Origin of the sequence: Polaribacter sp. BM10 (assembly GCF_002005425.1) — a bacterium.
GTDB lineage: Bacteria > Bacteroidota > Bacteroidia > Flavobacteriales > Flavobacteriaceae > Polaribacter > Polaribacter marinaquae.
The window spans coordinates 816,315-832,993 of the sequence record NZ_CP019704.1 but is presented as its reverse complement, the minus strand read 5'-3'; the positions used below and the strand labels follow the sequence as shown (position 1 = coordinate 832,993).

Genomic DNA, 16,679 nt, shown 5'->3' with positions numbered 1-16,679 from the left:
AAAATAAACTCAACTATGAAAATACTTGCTATTGATGATCAGAAATTAGTTCTAATTCCTTTAGAAAACAGACTTAAGGAAATAGGATACGAAGTAATTACAGAAACTGATGGTCGTAAAGGAATCGAATTATTTAATTCTTTTCAACCAGATTTAGTAATTGTAGATATAAATATGCCTACAATATCTGGTTTAGAAATTGTAAAACACATTAGAAATTCTAATAGGCCTAAAACTCCAATAATGATTCTTTCTGGTAATACAGATAATGAAATGATTACAGAAGGTTTTGAACTTGGTGCAAACGATTACATGAAGAAGCCATTAAGTTTAACTGAAGTTTGTTTAAGAGCTAAGAATTTAATAGGTGTACCAGAAAGTAACGGACCTAAAAAGACTTTTAAAAATACAATTATTCAAGAAAGATGCGTAGGTGTCGTAATTCCTTGTTATAATGAAGAAAAAAGACTTTTTAGTACCGAATTTACAGACTATATAAAAAAGCATTCTGGGTATCATTTATGTTTTGTAAATGATGGTAGTACAGATAAAACGCTAGAAGTTTTAAATGAACTTAGAAAAGGTAGAGAAGACTTTATAACAGTTTACGATTGTGAAAAAAACGGAGGTAAAGCAGAAGCAGTAAGGCAAGGAATGTTACATATGGCCAAACAAGAAGATCTAGATTACATTGGTTTTTTAGATGCTGATTTGTCCACAGATTTATCAGATTTTGATGATTTGGTTAAAACTATAGAAAACTCGAATTACAAAATTGTTAGCGGATCTAGAATTAGTAGAATGGGGGCAAACATAACAAAAGAATCTGCAAGAAAAATTATTAGTTTAACTATTAACTATATAATTAGAAATATTCTAAAAATGGACTTTAAAGACACACAATGTGGTGCCAAAATATTTCATAAAGATGTTATAGACATCTCTTTTGGTGAAAAGTTTGTTACTCAATGGATTTTTGATGTAGAAATTTTTAGAAGAATAACATTACACTTTGGATTAGATAAAGCGAAAGAAATTCTTTGTGAGCAACCTTTAAAAAGATGGATTCATGCAGACGGTTCTAAACTTTCGATGAAAGACTCTGTTAAAATTGTTGGGCAATTAGCGCAAATAAAATGGCATTATAGAAAATAAATAGTACAAATTAAGTAGAGAAAGAGTAGGGACTTTCTCATAAAAAATTAAATTTTAATTAGTTATGAGAAATGGTTTAGTTATCGTTTTTGATCAAAAATCAAAAATTGATAAAGAGGTTTTAAAAAAACCTTGTTTTAATAAAAAAGTAAAAATTTGCCTTGTTAAGAATGGAAATGTGCAAAATATATTAGATTTGCTTTATAAGTTTAAAGAACAATCTGATTGTGATATTTCTATATTAGATTTAAAAAAGCAAAAAAAAGAAATGCTTGCTATAAAAGCTGGTGCTAGATTTTTATCTAATAATGAAGAATTAGGTTTAATTTTATATTCAAAAAATATTTCTTTTTTAAAGCAAAAAATCTTTAAAAAAATTTCAAAATTAAATATAAAAGATTTTCTAAAAAAAGAAACTGATCAAAGAGTTTTGTTTAGAAAACTATATGATTTACAACAAGTTGTAAACTGCTAATAACAGTAAATATTCGATATTAAAAATGAGAAAAATTTTCAAATTAAAGGGTAAAGTTCAAAATTATGATTGGGGTGGTACTAGTTACATTCCTAATTTAGTTTCAGAAAATATCAAAGAAAATATTACTTATGCAGAATATTGGATGGGCGCTCATATAAAAGCTCCATCAGAAGTTATAACAGAAAATGAAAATATCTTACTAAATAAATTTATAGAGGAAAATTTAACTGATAGTTTAGGTAAAGATGTAAGCTCCAAATTCGGAAAATTACCATTTCTTTTTAAAGTCTTAGATGTTAACAATATGCTTTCTATTCAAGTTCACCCTTCAATAGAAGCAGCCATTAATGGTTTTAATTTAGAAGAAAGTAAAGGAATACCATTAACCGCTAAAAATAGAAATTATAAAGACAAAAATCATAAACCAGAAATAATGGTAGCGCTTAGTGATTTTTGGTTATTACACGGATTTTTAGAAAGAAATAAACTTATAAAAAATTTAGAGCAAACTAAAGAACTAAACTTTTTAAAGGAAATTTTCTTAGATAAAGGTTTTGCTGGTTTGTATAAATTAGTAATGAATTACTCTCAAAACGAGGTAAATAATATTTTACAACCTTTAGTTGATAGAATTCTACCCAAATATGTAAATAATGAATTAGATAAAGCATCTCCTGCTTATTGGGCTGCTAAATCAATTCACGGTAAAACTAACAAAAATATTGATAAGGGTATTTTTTCTATTTACTTTTTTAATATTTTAAATGTTTCTAAAGGTGAAGCTGTTTTTCAAGATGCAGGTGTACCACACGCATATTTAGAAGGAAAAAACATTGAATTAATGGCGAATTCCGACAATGTTTTAAGAGCAGGTTTAACATCTAAACATATCGATGTTGAAGAACTTATTAAGAATACAAAATTTGAAGAAACAATTCCAGAAATATTAAAAGGAAATTTCAATTCTCAAAACGGTGAAACAGTATTTAAAACAAAGGCAATTGATTTCGAATTAAGTAAAATTTCTTTGGATGATTCTATTACTTATCATAAAACATCTAATTCAATAGAAATTTTAATCGCTTTAGAAGGTAGTGCTACAATAAAAGATAATTCTTTTAGCCTAGATTTAGATAAAGGAGAATGTATTTTGATAAATGCAAATACAGATTATAAAATTGAAACATCTACACATGTAGAAATTTATAAAGCTAGTGTTCCAGAAATTAACTAATTTCTTTTAATAGTTCTAATAGTTTATCAGTTCCAGAACTTGCAACATCTTCAATAATTTCTAATTTTTTAACGTTTTTGTTTGATACAGAAGGTTTAGGATCTATAAAATATATTGGCGTATTTGATTTTACAAAATCTATCAAACTAGCCGCAGGATAAACTTGCATAGAAGTACCAATAACTACTAAAACATCTGCTTTTTCTACAATTTTAATTGCAGTTTCTAACAATGGCACCATTTCTCCGAACCAAACAATATGAGGCCTTAACTGGCTTTTCTTAGGACATAAATCACCAAGATTTAAATCTTTTTTCCATTCAATAACATCATTTTCGTTTAAAGTGCTTCTTACTTTTAACAATTCGCCATGTAGGTGTAAAACATCAGAACTACCAGCTCTTTCATGTAAATCATCTACGTTTTGTGTTACAATATTTACATTAAAATATTGTTCTAATTCAACTAAATTAAAGTGTGCTTTATTCGGTAAAACTTCTAATAATTGCTTTCTTCTTTTGTTGTAAAATTCTAAAACTAATTCAGGGTTTTCATTAAATCCTTTAGGTGAAGCAACTTCCATTATGTTATGACCTTCCCATAAACCATCAGCATCTCTAAATGTTTTAATTCCACTTTCTGCAGAAATGCCTGCACCAGTTAATACAACCAAATTTTTCAATAGTATAGATTTTTATTATTTTTAGTAATAGTTATTGAAACCTAAAAATAATAATTTTAAGTTTGTAATTATGATTGATGATAAATTATTACAATATTTCGAAACTTTTTTAACAGAAAAAAGAAAATTACTATTTAAAAAAGTTCTTGAAGAAAGAACTCGCCATTTTACTGTTGTTTTAGAAGATATTTATCAACCTCACAATGCAAGTGCAGTTGTAAGAACTTGTGATATTTTTGGAATTCAAGATATTCATACCATAGAAAATAAATATAATAATAGTGTTTCTAGACATGTTGCTAAAGGCTCTCAAAAATGGTTAAATCAATATAGATATAGAAACGATGGCGATAACACAAAAACTTGTTTAAACGGTTTAAAAGAACAAGGTTATCAAATTATTGCAACAACACCACACAACGATTCTTGTCTATTGCATGATTTTGACATTACAAAAAAATCTGCATTTGTTTTCGGAGTAGAGGCAGAAGGTGTTTCTGATTATGTTATGGATACTGCTGATGGTTTTTTAAAAATACCTATGGTTGGTTTTACAGAAAGTCTAAATATATCTGTAGCTGCGGCAATTATTTTACAAGAAGTAACTACAAAACTTAGAAATTCTAATTTAGATTGGAAATTGAGTGAAGAAGAGAAAAATATTATCTATTTCGATTGGGTAAAGAAAACTATAAAAAATGTAGATAAAATTCAAGAGCATTATAACTTAAATGTTAAATAATGCGTGCAAATGTTACTTCTTATATAAATGGTAAATTAAACTGGAAAAAAGAATTAGAAACTATAAGAGCAATTCTTTTAAAACTCCCTTTAGATGAAGATATAAAGTGGGGAATTCCGGCCTATATTTATAAGGGTAAAAATATTTTAGGTTTTGCTGCTTTTAAAAACTATTACGGAATTTGGTTTCATAACGGCATATTTTTAAAAGATGAAGCTAATTTACTTATAAATGCACAAGAAAATAAAACAAAAGCAATGCGCCAAATGAGGTTTTATAATTCAAATGAAATTCAACCAGAAATCATTAAAACTTATGTTTTAGAAGCAATCGCAAATTCAGAAGCTGGCAAAGAGATTAAGCCAAAAAGAAATACAAAACCTTTAGCAGTACCAACCATATTGGCTTCTGCATTATCAAGTGATAAAATACTAACCGAAAAATTTAATAGTTTTACTACAACAAAAAAAAGAGAGTTTTGTGAACATATTTTATCAGCAAAAAAAGAAATAACTAAACAAAATAGATTGTATAAAATAATACCATTAATTATAAACGGAATAGGCTTATACGATAAATATAAAAAATAATTTAATTAACGATAACCTTTTGTATAGTTGAAGTAGAATCACATCTTTTTACTAATAAACTTACTTTCTCTAACTCCTTTTTACCAGTAACAAAATATTCTGCACATGGTTTTTGTCTGGGTTTTCCTTTACCAAAATCTACGTCACCATTTTCTAAAATTGTAGATATTTTAAGTGTGTCAATATCAAACTTTAGCATTGCATTTTTAGCTTCATCAGAAAAAAGACGCTTTTTTATTCTGATTGTTTTTAATGTTCTGGCATCCATACCATAATCGAAACTAGCATTTTTCTTTTGCCAGAAAAAATATACACCAATAGAACCTAAAGTTAATCCAACTAAATAATAAAAAATTCTTTTTGCTAACATGCTAAAATTTTAGAAGTGCAAATTTAGTTTTTTTGTATGTATTTATTCAAATTGATGTACTTTATTTTAAGATAATAAAACATCAATAAAAAACTTTACATTATTAAAAGATTAATATCTCTAAAAGGTAAATCGAACCAATCTGCAACTGTTTTGTTTGTTAAAATTCCGTGGTAAAAATACATACCATTTCTTAAACTTTTATCAAACCTAGCTGTATTCTCAAAACCTCCTTCTTCTGCAATATTTAATAGATAAGGCGTAAAAATATTACTAATAGATACAGATGCTGTTCTTGCATATCTTGCAGGAATATTTGGTACACAATAATGTATAACGCCATGTCTTACAAATGTTGGTGTTTGATGCGTTGTAACATTCGAAGTTTCAAAACAACCACCTCGATCGATACTTACATCTACAACAACGGCACCTTCTTTCATTTTTTCTACCATATCTTCTGTAGCACAAATTGGCGATCTGCTTTTGCCTCGAATAGCACCAATTGCAACATCGCATCGCATTAAAGCCTTAGAAACAGATTTTGGTTGCAAAGTCGATGTATAAATAGGAGAGTTTAAACAATCTTGTAATTTTCTTAATTTACTAATAGAGTTATCAAATACTTTAACTCTAGCACCTAAACCAATAGCAGTTCTTGCCGCGTATTCACCTACAGTTCCTGCACCAAAAATAACAACACTAGTTGGTGGTACACCACCAATATTACCAAATAATAAACCGTTCCCTTTATTAACGCCACTCATTAATTCGCCAGCAATTAAAATAGAAGCAGTACCAGCAATTTCGCTTAAAGATTTTACAATAGGATAAGAATCATGCTCATCCTTTATATAATCGAAAGCAATAGCTGTAATTTTCTTTTTTGCTAAGCATTCAAAATATTTTTTTGATTGCGTTTTTAATTGAAGTGAAGAAATTAAAATAGCTTGCGGATTGATGTAAGCTATTTCATTTTCTGTAGGCGGTGCAACTTTTAAAATAATATTGCATTTAAAAGCTTCTTCTACATTGTAAGAAATTTTAGCACCAGCATCAGAATATTCTTTATCTGTAAAATTTGCTCCGTCGCCAGCACCCGTTTCAATAACAATTCGATGACCGTTTGCTGTTAATGCTCCAACTGCATCAGGAGTTAAACAAACTCTTTTTTCACTTAGGTAAGCTTCTTTTGGCAAACCTATAAAAAGTTCTCCTTTTTGTTTTTTAATTTCTAATTTTTCTTCTTGAGGAATTAATTCTTCTTTACTAAACGGAGAAAATGAACTCATAGTTGGTTATTTTAGTTGAATGTTGCGTTGCCCATTTTCTAAAATTGATAAATGAATTTCAACAGCATCTAAAGGTAATAAATTTTCGACATTCTGTGGCCATTCTATAAGACACCATGTATTATTATATAAGTAATCTTCAATACCCATATCTAGCGCCTCTTCTTCATCTGTAATTCTATAAAAATCAAAGTGAAAAACTTTCTCTCCGGAAGAAGTTTGATATTCATTTACCAACGAAAAAGTAGGAGAGGAGATATTATCTTCTACAGATAAAACTTTACAAATTTGTTTAATAAGTGTTGTTTTTCCTGCCCCCATTTCACCATAAAACAACAATGTTTTATGAGCTGCAACTTTTATCAATTCTGTCGCAATTTCAGGTAAATTATCTAAGGAATAATCTTTATTCATATCACAAAAATAATAAAACTGATAGGTTTTTAAAGTCTATCAGTTTATTTTAATTCTATTATTTAATTTTATATTATTTAGGGCTATAAACCGCACAAGGAATAATAACTTCTTCTAAAGAAACACCACCGTGTTGGTATGTGTTTTTAAAATATTTTACAAAATGATTAAAGTTATTTGGATAAGCAAAAAACAAATCTTCTTTTGCAAAAATAAACGGAGCATTCATTGCAACCGTAGGTAAAAAAATGTCTTTTGGGTTTCTTACAGCATACACGTCTTTATCTTCATAGGTTAGACTTCTACCAGTTTTGTATCTTAAGTTAGAACTTATATTTTTATCGCCCACAACCTTTGTTGGATGTTTACAATTTATAGTACCATGATCTGTTGTAATTATTAATTTTTGTCCTAAAGCTTGTGCTTTTTGTATAATTTCGAATAGTGGAGAGTTCTTAAACCAACTTAACGTTAAACTTCTATAAGCTTTGTCATCACCAGCCAATTCTTTAATAACTTCCATTTCTGTCTTAGAATGCGATAAAATATCAACAAAATTATAAACCACGGCAGTTAAGTCATTTTGTTTTGTACCGTTATAATTATCCGCTAACTCTTTACCACTTTTTAAGGTAGAAATTTTATAATATTCGTGTTTAATATTTAAACTCAAACGTTTAATTTGAGCTGATAAAAATTCATTTTCGAATAAATTCATTCCACCTTCATCTGTATCATTTTTCCAAAACTCAGGATGCCTTTTCTCCATTTCTGAAGGCATTAAACCAGAAAAAATCGCATTTCTAGCGTATTGAGTTGCTGTGGGTAAAATAGAAAAATACGTATATTCTTCGTCTTTCTTATAATGATTGTTAATTAAAGGCTCTAGAATTCTGTATTGATCGTAACGTAAATTATCTATTACAACCCAAAGTACACTCTTTTCTTTTTTAAGTTCTGGCACAACATAATCTTTAAACAAGGTGTGCGAAAAAGTTGGCTTATCATTTCCTGTTAAAAAATCTTCGTAATTTTTTTTGATGAATTTAAAAAACTGTGAATTTGCTTCTTGTTTCTGACTTTCTAAAATACCAAGCATTCCAGGATCGCTTATGTTTTCCAACTCTAATTCCCAATGAATTAATTTTTTATACAATTCAATCCAATCTTCGTAAGAATTCACCATGGCTAAATCCGTAGATATTTTTCTAAATTCTTGCTGATAATTAGATGTTGTTTTTTCGCTAATTAATCTAGAATGATCTAAGTTTTTCTTTAAACTTAATAATATCTGACTCGGATTTACTGGTTTAATTAAATAATCTGCAATTTTAGACCCAATGGCCTCTTCCATAATATATTCCTCTTCACTTTTGGTAATCATTACCACAGGTAAATTGGCTTTTTTTTGTTTAATTTCGGCAAGAGTTTCTAAGCCTGTTAAACCAGGCATATTTTCATCTAAAAAAACGATGTCAAAATTTTCTTCTTCAACTAAATTAATAGCATCTGCACCATTTGTACAAGTTGTAACTTTATATTCTTTACGCTCTAAAAATAAAATATGAGGTTTTAATAACTCAATTTCATCATCTACCCATAGAATTTGTATGCTCATGTATTTCGTTTTATTCTTTAACGATAAATTTAAGTAAATGTTACTTTTATTATGCATGTTTAATGATAAAATATTGCCAATTTTATAATAATTTGACAAATAATAATTTCATCAATAAAATTTATGGTTTTTTTCGTAATTATCTCATCAGAAATATTGTATTTTGCATTATTAGATAGATAATTTTAGTCCTTTTGAAGAAAAAAAAACCCAATAAACTTAAAATATTAAACGATCCTATTTACGGATTTATACAAATTCCTAATTCATTAATTTTTGATATAATAGAACATCCTTATTTTCAGAGATTAAGAAGAATAACACAAATGGGATTTTCTAATTTGGTATATCCAGGTGCAAATCACACACGTTTTCATCATGCTGTTGGCTGTATGCATTTAATGCAAAAAGCAATAAGAGTTCTTCGCTTTAAACAGGTAGAAATTTCTAAGGATGAAGAAACGGCACTCTGTATTGCAATTTTGTTACACGATATTGGCCACGGAGCATTTTCTCATGCTTTAGAGCACAGTATTGTGAGTGAAATAAGCCACGAAGAAATTTCTTTAAAGTTTATGAAGAAATTAAACGAAGAGTTTAAAGGAAAATTATCTTTAGCAATCGAAATTTTTGAAGGTAAAAATTCACGTAAATTTTTATGTCAATTAATTTCTAGTCAATTAGATATTGATAGGTTAGATTACCTAAAAAGAGATAGTTTTTATACAGGGGTTACAGAAGGTAATATTTCATCCGACAGGTTAATTGCCATGATGAATGTTAAAAATGATGAATTAGTTATAGAACATAAAGGTATCTATTCTGTAGAAAAATTCTTAATAGCCAGAAGATTAATGTATTGGCAAGTTTATTTACATAAAACAGGTTTAGTTGCCGAAAATATTTTGGTTAATATTTTAAAAAGAGCCAAAGAATTGGCAGAAAAAGGAGTAGAATTATACGCTAGTTCTTCTTTAAAATACTTCTTATACAATCCAATATCATCAGAAAATTTCACTTTAGAAACTTTAGAAATGTTTTCTAAATTAGATGATTATGATGTATTATCTGCTATTAAAGAATGGGTAAATCATGATGATAAAGTTTTATCACTTTTAGCTAAAATGATTGTTGATAGAAAGTTATTAAGAGTAGAAATTCAACAAGGAATTTTTAATGAGTCTTATATTCAAAAGAAAAAAGAAAAAGCCATTAAAAAACTAGGCATTGGATTAGATGAAGTAAATTATTTTGTTTTTCATCAAGAAATAAGCAATCAAGCTTATAATTTAAAAACACCAATATATATATTAAATAAAAAAGGAAAACTTAAAGATATTGCAAAAGCTTCAGATCAATTAAACCTACAAGCTTTAACTTTACCGGTAATAAAACACTTTATTTGTTATCCAAAATAACCTTATATTAGAGTAAACGGTATAATTTTTATATTTTTGCGTTTGATGAAATTTAAAGCACAACAAATAGCAGATATATTAGAAGGTGATATCGTTGGTAATCCTGATGTAGAAGTTTCTAAATTATCTAAGATAGAGGAAGGTGAAAAAGGTTCTTTAACTTTTTTATCAAACCCTAAATATAATTCATATATATATACTACAAATGCCTCTGTAGCAATAATTAATAAAAGTTTTATTCCAGAAAAAGATATTACCACTACCTTAATTAAGGTAGATGATGCATACAAATCATTTTCTAAATTATTAGAGTTTTACAACGAGGTAAAAAATAATAAATCGGGTAGAGAACAACCTCATTTTATTTCAGAATCTTCTTCGATAGGTGATCATGAATATATAGGAGCGTTTGCATACATTGGTGAAAATGTTAAAATTGGTAACAATGTTAAAATTTATCCGAATACTTATATTGGAGACAATACAGTTATAGGAAATAATTCAACAATATTCGCTGGAGTTAAAATATACTCAGATACCATTATAGGGAATAATTGTAAAATTCATTCTGGAGCAATAATAGCTGCAGATGGTTTTGGTTTTGCTCCAGATGAAAATGGAGAATATAATGCAATACCACAAATTGGTAACGTAATTATTGAAGATAATGTAGATATTGGTGCTGCTACAACAATAGATAGAGCAACCTTAGGATCTACAATTATTAGAAAAGGAGTTAAATTAGACAATCAAATACAAATTGCACACAACGTAGAAATTGGTAAAAACACAGTAATTGCCTCGCAAACAGGTATTGCAGGTTCTACCAAGATAGGCGAATCTTGTATGATTGGAGGACAAGTAGGTGTTGCAGGTCATATTAAAATTGGTAATAATGTAAAAGTGTTAGCACAAGCAGGTGTAACCAAAAGTTTAAAAGACAACGCTTTTGTAAATGGAACACCAGCATTTAATGTTAATGATTATAATAAAAGTTATGTTCATTTTAAAAATTTACCAAAAATAGTAGCAAACATCAATCAATTAGAAGAAGAATTGAAGACTCAAACAAAAAAATAATGAGTAAGAAACAAAAAACAATACAGAAAGAAATTAGTTTATCTGGTGTAGGTTTACACACAGGTAATACGGTTACAATGACAATGAAACCTGCACCAATAAATCATGGTTTTGCTTTTAAAAGAGTAGACTTAGAAGGTGCACCTATTATTGCTGCAAAAGCAGAATATGTTGTAAACACACAAAGAGGAACTAATTTAGAAAAAAACGGTGTTCAAATACAAACTTCAGAACACGTTTTAGCTGCTGCAGTTGGTTTAGATATAGACAACTTATTAATAGAAATTGATGCTTCTGAGCCACCAATTATGGATGGTTCATCAAAATTCTTTATAGAAGCTTTAGAAAAAGCTGGTGTACAAGAACAAGATGCAGATATAGAAGAGTATGTTGTAAAAGAAATTATTTCTTACAAGGATGAAGTTACAGGAAGCGAAATTATTTTAATGCCTTCGGATGAGTACCAAGTTACTACAATGGTAGATTTTGGCACTAAAATTCTAGGAACTCAAAATGCTACTTTAGATAAAATTGCAGACTTTAAAGAAGAAATTGCAGATGCAAGAACTTTTAGTTTCTTACACGAAATTGAAATGTTACTTGAAAATGATTTAATTAAAGGTGGCGACCTTAATAATGCAATTGTATATGTAGATAAAGAATTGTCTGAAAGTACAATGCAAAAATTAAAAAAGGCATTTAATAAAGAAGACATTGCTGTTAAATCTAACGGAATTTTAGATAATTTAACACTACACTGGGCAAATGAAGCAGCTAGACATAAATTATTAGATGTTATTGGTGATTTAGCTTTAGTTGGTACAAGAATTAAAGGTAAAGTTATCGCGAATAAACCAGGTCATTTAATCAATACTTTGTTTGCAAAAAAATTGGCTAAAATTATAAAAGCTGAAAAAAGAAACAATGTTCCTTCTTTTGATTTAAACCTACCACCGTTATTAGATATTCATCAAATAATGGATATTTTGCCTCACAGACCACCATTTTTGTTAATTGATAGAATTTTAGAACTAACAGATACGCATGTTGTTGGTATGAAAAATGTTACAATGAACGAAAATTTCTTTGTTGGACATTTTCCAGGAGCGCCAGTAATGCCAGGTGTTTTACAAGTAGAAGCAATGGCACAATGTGGTGGAGTTTTAGTTTTAAATACTGTACCAGATCCAGAAAATTACTTAACGTATTTTATGAAAATGGATAAGGTAAAGTTTAAACAAAAAGTATTGCCAGGAGATACTATCATCTTTAAATGTGAATTAATTACACCAATAAGAAGAGGAATTTGTCATATGCAAGCGTATGCTTATGCAAACGGAAAATTAGTTGCAGAAGCAGAATTAATGGCACAAATTTCTAAAATTAAGTAATATGAATCAACCTTTAGCATACGTACATCCACAGGCAAAAATTGCTAGAAATGTTGTAATAGAACCATTTACAACAATACATAATAACGTTACAATTGGTTCTGGCACATGGATTGGTTCTAACGTAACTATTATGGAAGGTGCTATTATCGGTAAAAATTGCAGAATTTTTCCAGGAGCTGTAATTTCTGCAATTCCTCAAGATTTAAAATTCGATGATGAAGAAACAACCGTAGAAATAGGAGACAATGTAACAATTAGAGAATGTGTTACGATTAACAGAGGAACATCCGATAGAATGAAAACTAAAATTGGAGACAACTGTTTAATAATGGCTTATTGTCATATTGCTCATGATTCTTTTGTAGGTAACAACTGTATCTTTTCTAACAATTCAACACTTGCAGGTCATGTAACTATTGGAGATAACGTAGTTTTAGCAGGAATGGTTGCAGTACATCAATTTGCATCCGTAGGAAATCATGCATTTGTAACCGGAGGTTCTTTAGTAAGAAAAGATGTACCGCCTTATGTAAAAGCAGCCAGAGAGCCTTTATCTTATGTAGGAATCAATTCAGTTGGTTTAAGAAGAAGAGGTTACACTACCGAAAAAATTAGAGAAATTCAGAATATTTATAGAATCTTATTTCAAAAAAATTATAATTATACACAGGCTATAGATATAATTGAGGCAGAAATGGAAGCTACGCCAGAAAGAGATGAAATAATTCAATTTATAAAAGATTCTCATAGAGGAATCATGAAAGGATACTTCAATTCTAACTAAAAAGTTTACAATTGATATTAATAATAAAAAAATTATAAAATAAAAACGAAATAATGGCAACAACATCAGATATTAGAAACGGATTATGTATAAAGTATAACAACGACATTTACAAAATTGTTGAATTCTTACACGTAAAACCAGGTAAAGGTCCAGCATTTGTAAGAACAAAATTAAAAAGTGTAACCAATGGTAAAGTTGTAGATAATACTTTTCCTGCTGGAAGAAAAATTGATGATGTTCGTGTAGAAACTCACAAATTTCAGTACTTATATAATGAAGGTGAAACATATCACTTTATGAATGAACAAGATTATTCTCAAATTCAACTTCAAAAATCTGCTTTAGATAGTCCAGATTTAATGAAAGAAGGTGAAATTGTAACAATTATTATTAATTCTGAAGATGACATGCCATTATCTGTAGATATGCCAGCAAGTGTTATTTTAGAAGTTACACATACAGAACCTGGTGTTAAAGGTAATACTGCTACAAACGCAACAAAACCAGCAACAGTAGAAAGTGGTGCAACAGTAAATGTACCTTTATTTATTAATGAAGGAGATAAAATTAAGGTAGAGACTACAAAAGGAACTTACCAAGAACGAATTAAAGAATAGCCTTGAAATTCAAAGAATCTCAAACACTCCAACAAATTGCGTCATTAATTGATGCAAAATTTGTTGGAGATCAAAATTTTAAAATCTTAGGAATCAATGAAATTCATGTTGTAGAGCAAGGAGATATTGTTTTTGTTGATCATCCAAAGTATTACGACAAAGCATTAAATTCAGCTGCAACTACTATTTTAATTAATAAAGAAGTTGCTTGTCCAGAAGGTAAAACTTTACTGATTTCTGATGATCCTTTTAGAGATTTTAATAAAATAACTAAAAATTTTAATCCATTTGTAGCTTCTAAAGTTAGTATTTCTGAAAGCGCAACAATAGGAGAAAATACAGTTATTCAACCAAATGTATTTATCGGAAACAATGTTAAAATTGGTAAGAATTGTGTAATTCACCCAAATGTAACTATTTATGATAATTCAGTTATTGGTAATAATGTTACTATTCACGCAAATACAGTTTTAGGTGCAGATGCATTTTATTACAAGAACAGATCAGATGGATATGATAAATTAATTTCTGGAGGAAAAGTTATTTTAAAAGATAATGTAGATTTAGGAGCTTCTTGTACAATAGACAAAGGTGTTACAGGTAATACAACAATAGGCGAGGGCACAAAAATAGATAATCAAGTACATGTTGGGCACGATACTGTAATTGGTAAAAAGTGTTTAATCGCATCACAAACAGGTATTGCAGGTTGTGTTGTAATTGAAGATGAAGTAACTATTTGGGGGCAAGTTGGTACAAATAGTGGTATAACAATAGGTAAAGGTGCTGTAATACTAGGACAAACTGGAGTTACGAAATCTGTAGCTGGCGGAAAAAGTTATTTTGGTACACCAATATCAGAATCAAGAGAAAAATTAAAAGAATTAGCAGAAATTAAACGATTTTTAAAAGATAGAAAGAATTCTTAATTTTCTTTTTTTTAAAGTTTCAAAAAGTTATTTTTGCGTAACAAAAATTAAATAGCAAACCAATGAGTGTTTTAGTAAATAAAAATTCAAAAATTATTGTTCAAGGTTTTACAGGTAGTGAAGGTACTTTTCACGCTGGTCAAATGATTGATTATGGAACCAATGTTGTTGGAGGTGTAACTCCAGGTAAGGGAGGTCAAGAACACTTAGGAAAACCAGTATTTAACACAGTTGTAGAATCTGTAGAAAAAGTAGGAGCTGATACTTCTATTATTTTTGTACCACCAGCTTTTGCTGCTGATGCAATTATGGAATCTGCTGATGCAGGAATTAAAGTAATTATTTGTATTACAGAAGGAATTCCTACAGCAGACATGGTAAAAGTTAAAGCTTATATAGACAATAAAGACTGTACATTAGTTGGTCCTAACTGTCCGGGTGTAATTACACCAGATGAAGCTAAAGTTGGTATTATGCCAGGTTTTATCTTTAAGAAAGGTAAAGTAGGTATTGTTTCTAAATCTGGTACTTTAACTTATGAAGCTGCAGATCAAGTTGTAAAACAAGGTTTTGGTATAACTACAGCAATCGGTATTGGTGGTGACCCAATTATTGGAACTACTACTAAAGAAGCTGTTGAGTTATTAATGAATGATGATGAAACTGAAGCAATTGTAATGATTGGTGAAATTGGTGGTAATTTAGAAGCAGAAGCTGCACAATGGATTAAGGCTGATGGAAATAGAAAACCAGTTGTTGGTTTTATAGCAGGACAAACTGCACCAGCAGGAAGAACAATGGGGCACGCAGGTGCAATTGTTGGTGGTGCTGATGATACTGCACAAGCAAAAATGAAAATTTTAGCTGAAAATGGAGTTCACGTAGTGAGTTCGCCTGCTAAAATAGGAGAAATGGTTGCAAAAGTTTTAAACTAGTTTTAAAATTAATCAATATATAAATTCCCGTTTTTACGGGAATTTCTTTTTTATAGTTGAAAAACTTTGATAGCGATAAGTTTAAAATGATAAATTGAAAATTATGAAATTATTAGAAAATAAATCAGCAATAATAACAGGTGCTACAAGAGGAATTGGTAGAGGTATTGCAATAGAATTTGCAAAGCAAGGTGCAAATGTAGCATTTACTTATAGTTCTTCTGTAGATGCAGCAAATGCTTTAGAAGAAGAATTAAAATCTTTTGGCGTATCTGCCAAAGGTTACCAATCAAATGCTGCAAATTTTGATGCAGCACAAGAATTAGCAAAAGAAGTTCATAAAGAATTTGGTGCTATTGATATTTTAGTAAACAACGCAGGTATTACAAAAGATAATTTGTTAATGCGTATTTCTGAAGATGATTTTGACAAAGTAATTGAAGTTAATTTAAAATCTGTTTTTAATTTAACAAAAGCTGTCATAAGACCAATGATGAAACAAAGATCTGGTTCTATAATAAACATGAGTTCTGTTGTTGGTTTAAAAGGTAATGCGGGTCAAGCAAATTATGCTGCTTCTAAAGCTGGTATAGTAGGTTTTTCTAAATCTGTAGCCTTAGAATTGGGTTCAAGAAACATTAGAAGTAACGTTATTGCACCAGGATTTATAGAAACAGAAATGACTGCTAAATTAGATGAAGCAACTGTACAATCTTGGCGCGATGGTATTCCTTTAAAAAGAGGTGGGCAACCAATAGATATTGCAAATGCATGTGTATTTTTAGCTTCTGATATGAGTACTTATATTACCGGACAAACATTGTCTGTAGATGGCGGAATGCTAACATAAACTACATTTTATAAAATAAATAAAACCTGTAACAATTTTAACGTTACAGGTTTTCTTTTTTAAAATAGTTATTTATATCTTTCACTAAAATAGT

18 protein-coding genes are annotated in these 16,679 nt (G+C 29.1%); 13 read left to right on the top strand and 5 right to left on the bottom strand.

Going from position 1 to position 16,679, the window contains the following annotated elements:
- Positions 1-15 precede the first annotated feature (15 nt).
- The 3 genes from BXQ17_RS03615 to manA all read left to right on the top strand — a co-directional run bounded on the left by BXQ17_RS03615 (position 16) and on the right by manA (position 2,867).
- Entirely contained in the window at positions 16-1,155 is a 1,140-nt protein-coding gene (locus BXQ17_RS03615; RefSeq protein WP_077809328.1) for a response regulator, read from the top strand.
- Between the two features lie 64 nt (positions 1,156-1,219).
- A complete protein-coding gene (locus tag BXQ17_RS03610; RefSeq protein WP_077809327.1) occupies positions 1,220-1,630 on the top strand; it encodes a hypothetical protein in 411 nt (136 codons plus the stop codon).
- A gap of 25 nt (positions 1,631-1,655) precedes the next feature.
- Positions 1,656-2,867: a mannose-6-phosphate isomerase, class I gene (manA, locus tag BXQ17_RS03605; RefSeq protein WP_077809326.1), complete on the top strand. Its 1,212-nt coding sequence runs from the start codon at positions 1,656-1,658 to the stop codon at positions 2,865-2,867.
- Here manA and BXQ17_RS03600 read toward each other — a convergent pair.
- Positions 2,860-3,549, bottom strand: coding sequence for an NAD-dependent deacylase (locus BXQ17_RS03600; protein ID WP_077809325.1), 690 nt, complete (start codon positions 3,547-3,549; stop codon positions 2,860-2,862). The two genes, manA and BXQ17_RS03600, sit on opposite strands and share 8 nt — an antisense overlap.
- Positions 3,550-3,619: 70 nt before the next feature.
- Here BXQ17_RS03600 and BXQ17_RS03595 point away from each other — a divergent pair, with 70 nt between their 5' ends.
- Positions 3,620-4,291, top strand: coding sequence for an RNA methyltransferase (locus tag BXQ17_RS03595; protein WP_077809324.1), 672 nt, complete (start codon positions 3,620-3,622; stop codon positions 4,289-4,291).
- Positions 4,291-4,881 carry a YdeI family protein gene (locus BXQ17_RS03590; protein WP_077809323.1) on the top strand — a complete coding sequence of 197 codons (591 nt, stop codon included), beginning with the start codon at positions 4,291-4,293 and terminating at the stop codon, positions 4,879-4,881. The genes BXQ17_RS03595 and BXQ17_RS03590 overlap by 1 nt, the downstream gene beginning before the upstream one ends.
- Before the next feature lies 1 nt (position 4,882).
- Here the strand turns inward: BXQ17_RS03590 and BXQ17_RS03585 are convergent, their stop codons facing one another.
- The 4 genes from BXQ17_RS03585 to BXQ17_RS03570 all read right to left on the bottom strand — a co-directional run bounded on the left by BXQ17_RS03585 (position 4,883) and on the right by BXQ17_RS03570 (position 8,575).
- Positions 4,883-5,251, bottom strand: a complete 369-nt coding sequence (locus BXQ17_RS03585; protein WP_077809322.1) for a DUF4258 domain-containing protein — start codon at positions 5,249-5,251, stop codon at positions 4,883-4,885.
- 95 nt (positions 5,252-5,346) lie between these two features.
- A complete protein-coding gene (locus BXQ17_RS03580) occupies positions 5,347-6,543 on the bottom strand; it encodes an alanine dehydrogenase (RefSeq protein ID WP_077809321.1) in 1,197 nt (398 codons plus the stop codon).
- 6 nt (positions 6,544-6,549) lie between these two features.
- On the bottom strand, positions 6,550-6,957 hold the full coding sequence (tsaE, locus tag BXQ17_RS03575) for a tRNA (adenosine(37)-N6)-threonylcarbamoyltransferase complex ATPase subunit type 1 TsaE (protein WP_077809320.1): 408 nt from the start codon (positions 6,955-6,957) through the stop codon (positions 6,550-6,552).
- A 73-nt stretch (positions 6,958-7,030) separates the two neighbouring features.
- The gene (locus BXQ17_RS03570; RefSeq protein ID WP_077809319.1) at positions 7,031-8,575 is read right to left on the bottom strand and encodes a bifunctional response regulator/alkaline phosphatase family protein; all 1,545 of its coding nucleotides are present in this window, start codon (positions 8,573-8,575) and stop codon (positions 7,031-7,033) included.
- Between the two features lie 194 nt (positions 8,576-8,769).
- Between BXQ17_RS03570 and BXQ17_RS03565 the strand changes: the two genes are divergently transcribed.
- The 8 genes from BXQ17_RS03565 to fabG all read left to right on the top strand — a co-directional run bounded on the left by BXQ17_RS03565 (position 8,770) and on the right by fabG (position 16,585).
- Entirely contained in the window at positions 8,770-9,993 is a 1,224-nt protein-coding gene (locus BXQ17_RS03565) for an HD domain-containing protein (protein ID WP_187661425.1), read from the top strand.
- A gap of 45 nt (positions 9,994-10,038) precedes the next feature.
- Entirely contained in the window at positions 10,039-11,073 is a 1,035-nt protein-coding gene (gene lpxD / locus BXQ17_RS03560; RefSeq protein ID WP_077809317.1) for a UDP-3-O-(3-hydroxymyristoyl)glucosamine N-acyltransferase, read from the top strand.
- On the top strand, positions 11,073-12,464 hold the full coding sequence (locus BXQ17_RS03555; RefSeq protein ID WP_077809316.1) for a bifunctional UDP-3-O-[3-hydroxymyristoyl] N-acetylglucosamine deacetylase/3-hydroxyacyl-ACP dehydratase: 1,392 nt from the start codon (positions 11,073-11,075) through the stop codon (positions 12,462-12,464). The genes lpxD and BXQ17_RS03555 overlap by 1 nt, the downstream gene beginning before the upstream one ends.
- Position 12,465: 1 nt before the next feature.
- Complete coding sequence (lpxA, locus tag BXQ17_RS03550) at positions 12,466-13,251, top strand: acyl-ACP--UDP-N-acetylglucosamine O-acyltransferase (RefSeq protein WP_077809315.1); 786 nt, start codon at positions 12,466-12,468, stop codon at positions 13,249-13,251.
- Between the two features lie 53 nt (positions 13,252-13,304).
- Positions 13,305-13,871: an elongation factor P gene (gene efp / locus BXQ17_RS03545; RefSeq protein ID WP_077809314.1), complete on the top strand. Its 567-nt coding sequence runs from the start codon at positions 13,305-13,307 to the stop codon at positions 13,869-13,871.
- A gap of 2 nt (positions 13,872-13,873) precedes the next feature.
- Positions 13,874-14,800 (top strand): UDP-3-O-(3-hydroxymyristoyl)glucosamine N-acyltransferase, encoded by a 927-nt coding sequence (locus BXQ17_RS03540; RefSeq protein WP_077809313.1) that lies wholly within the window; start codon positions 13,874-13,876, stop codon positions 14,798-14,800.
- A 62-nt stretch (positions 14,801-14,862) separates the two neighbouring features.
- On the top strand, positions 14,863-15,735 hold the full coding sequence (gene sucD, locus BXQ17_RS03535) for a succinate--CoA ligase subunit alpha (RefSeq protein WP_077809312.1): 873 nt from the start codon (positions 14,863-14,865) through the stop codon (positions 15,733-15,735).
- A gap of 103 nt (positions 15,736-15,838) precedes the next feature.
- Positions 15,839-16,585: a 3-oxoacyl-[acyl-carrier-protein] reductase gene (fabG, locus tag BXQ17_RS03530; RefSeq protein ID WP_077809311.1), complete on the top strand. Its 747-nt coding sequence runs from the start codon at positions 15,839-15,841 to the stop codon at positions 16,583-16,585.
- Positions 16,586-16,679: the final 94 nt, after the last annotated feature.

Bases quoted from the DNA above. Each gene is read 5' to 3' on its own strand.
- BXQ17_RS03570 (WP_077809319.1), bottom strand. From the start codon at position 8,575: ATGAGCATACAAATTCTATGGGTAGATGATGAAATTGAGTTATTAAAA.
- lpxD (WP_077809317.1), top strand. From the start codon at position 10,039: ATGAAATTTAAAGCACAACAAATAGCAGATATATTAGAAGGTGATATC.
- BXQ17_RS03595 (WP_077809324.1), top strand. From the start codon at position 3,620: ATGATTGATGATAAATTATTACAATATTTCGAAACTTTTTTAACAGAA.
- BXQ17_RS03610 (WP_077809327.1), top strand. From the start codon at position 1,220: ATGAGAAATGGTTTAGTTATCGTTTTTGATCAAAAATCAAAAATTGAT.
- BXQ17_RS03580 (WP_077809321.1), bottom strand. From the start codon at position 6,543: ATGAGTTCATTTTCTCCGTTTAGTAAAGAAGAATTAATTCCTCAAGAA.
- tsaE (WP_077809320.1), bottom strand. From the start codon at position 6,957: ATGAATAAAGATTATTCCTTAGATAATTTACCTGAAATTGCGACAGAA.
- manA (WP_077809326.1), top strand. From the start codon at position 1,656: ATGAGAAAAATTTTCAAATTAAAGGGTAAAGTTCAAAATTATGATTGG.
- BXQ17_RS03555 (WP_077809316.1), top strand. From the start codon at position 11,073: ATGAGTAAGAAACAAAAAACAATACAGAAAGAAATTAGTTTATCTGGT.
- BXQ17_RS03585 (WP_077809322.1), bottom strand. From the start codon at position 5,251: ATGTTAGCAAAAAGAATTTTTTATTATTTAGTTGGATTAACTTTAGGT.
- sucD (WP_077809312.1), top strand. From the start codon at position 14,863: ATGAGTGTTTTAGTAAATAAAAATTCAAAAATTATTGTTCAAGGTTTT.
- BXQ17_RS03615 (WP_077809328.1), top strand. From the start codon at position 16: ATGAAAATACTTGCTATTGATGATCAGAAATTAGTTCTAATTCCTTTA.
- fabG (WP_077809311.1), top strand. From the start codon at position 15,839: ATGAAATTATTAGAAAATAAATCAGCAATAATAACAGGTGCTACAAGA.
- efp (WP_077809314.1), top strand. From the start codon at position 13,305: ATGGCAACAACATCAGATATTAGAAACGGATTATGTATAAAGTATAAC.
- BXQ17_RS03590 (WP_077809323.1), top strand. From the start codon at position 4,291: ATGCGTGCAAATGTTACTTCTTATATAAATGGTAAATTAAACTGGAAA.
- lpxA (WP_077809315.1), top strand. From the start codon at position 12,466: ATGAATCAACCTTTAGCATACGTACATCCACAGGCAAAAATTGCTAGA.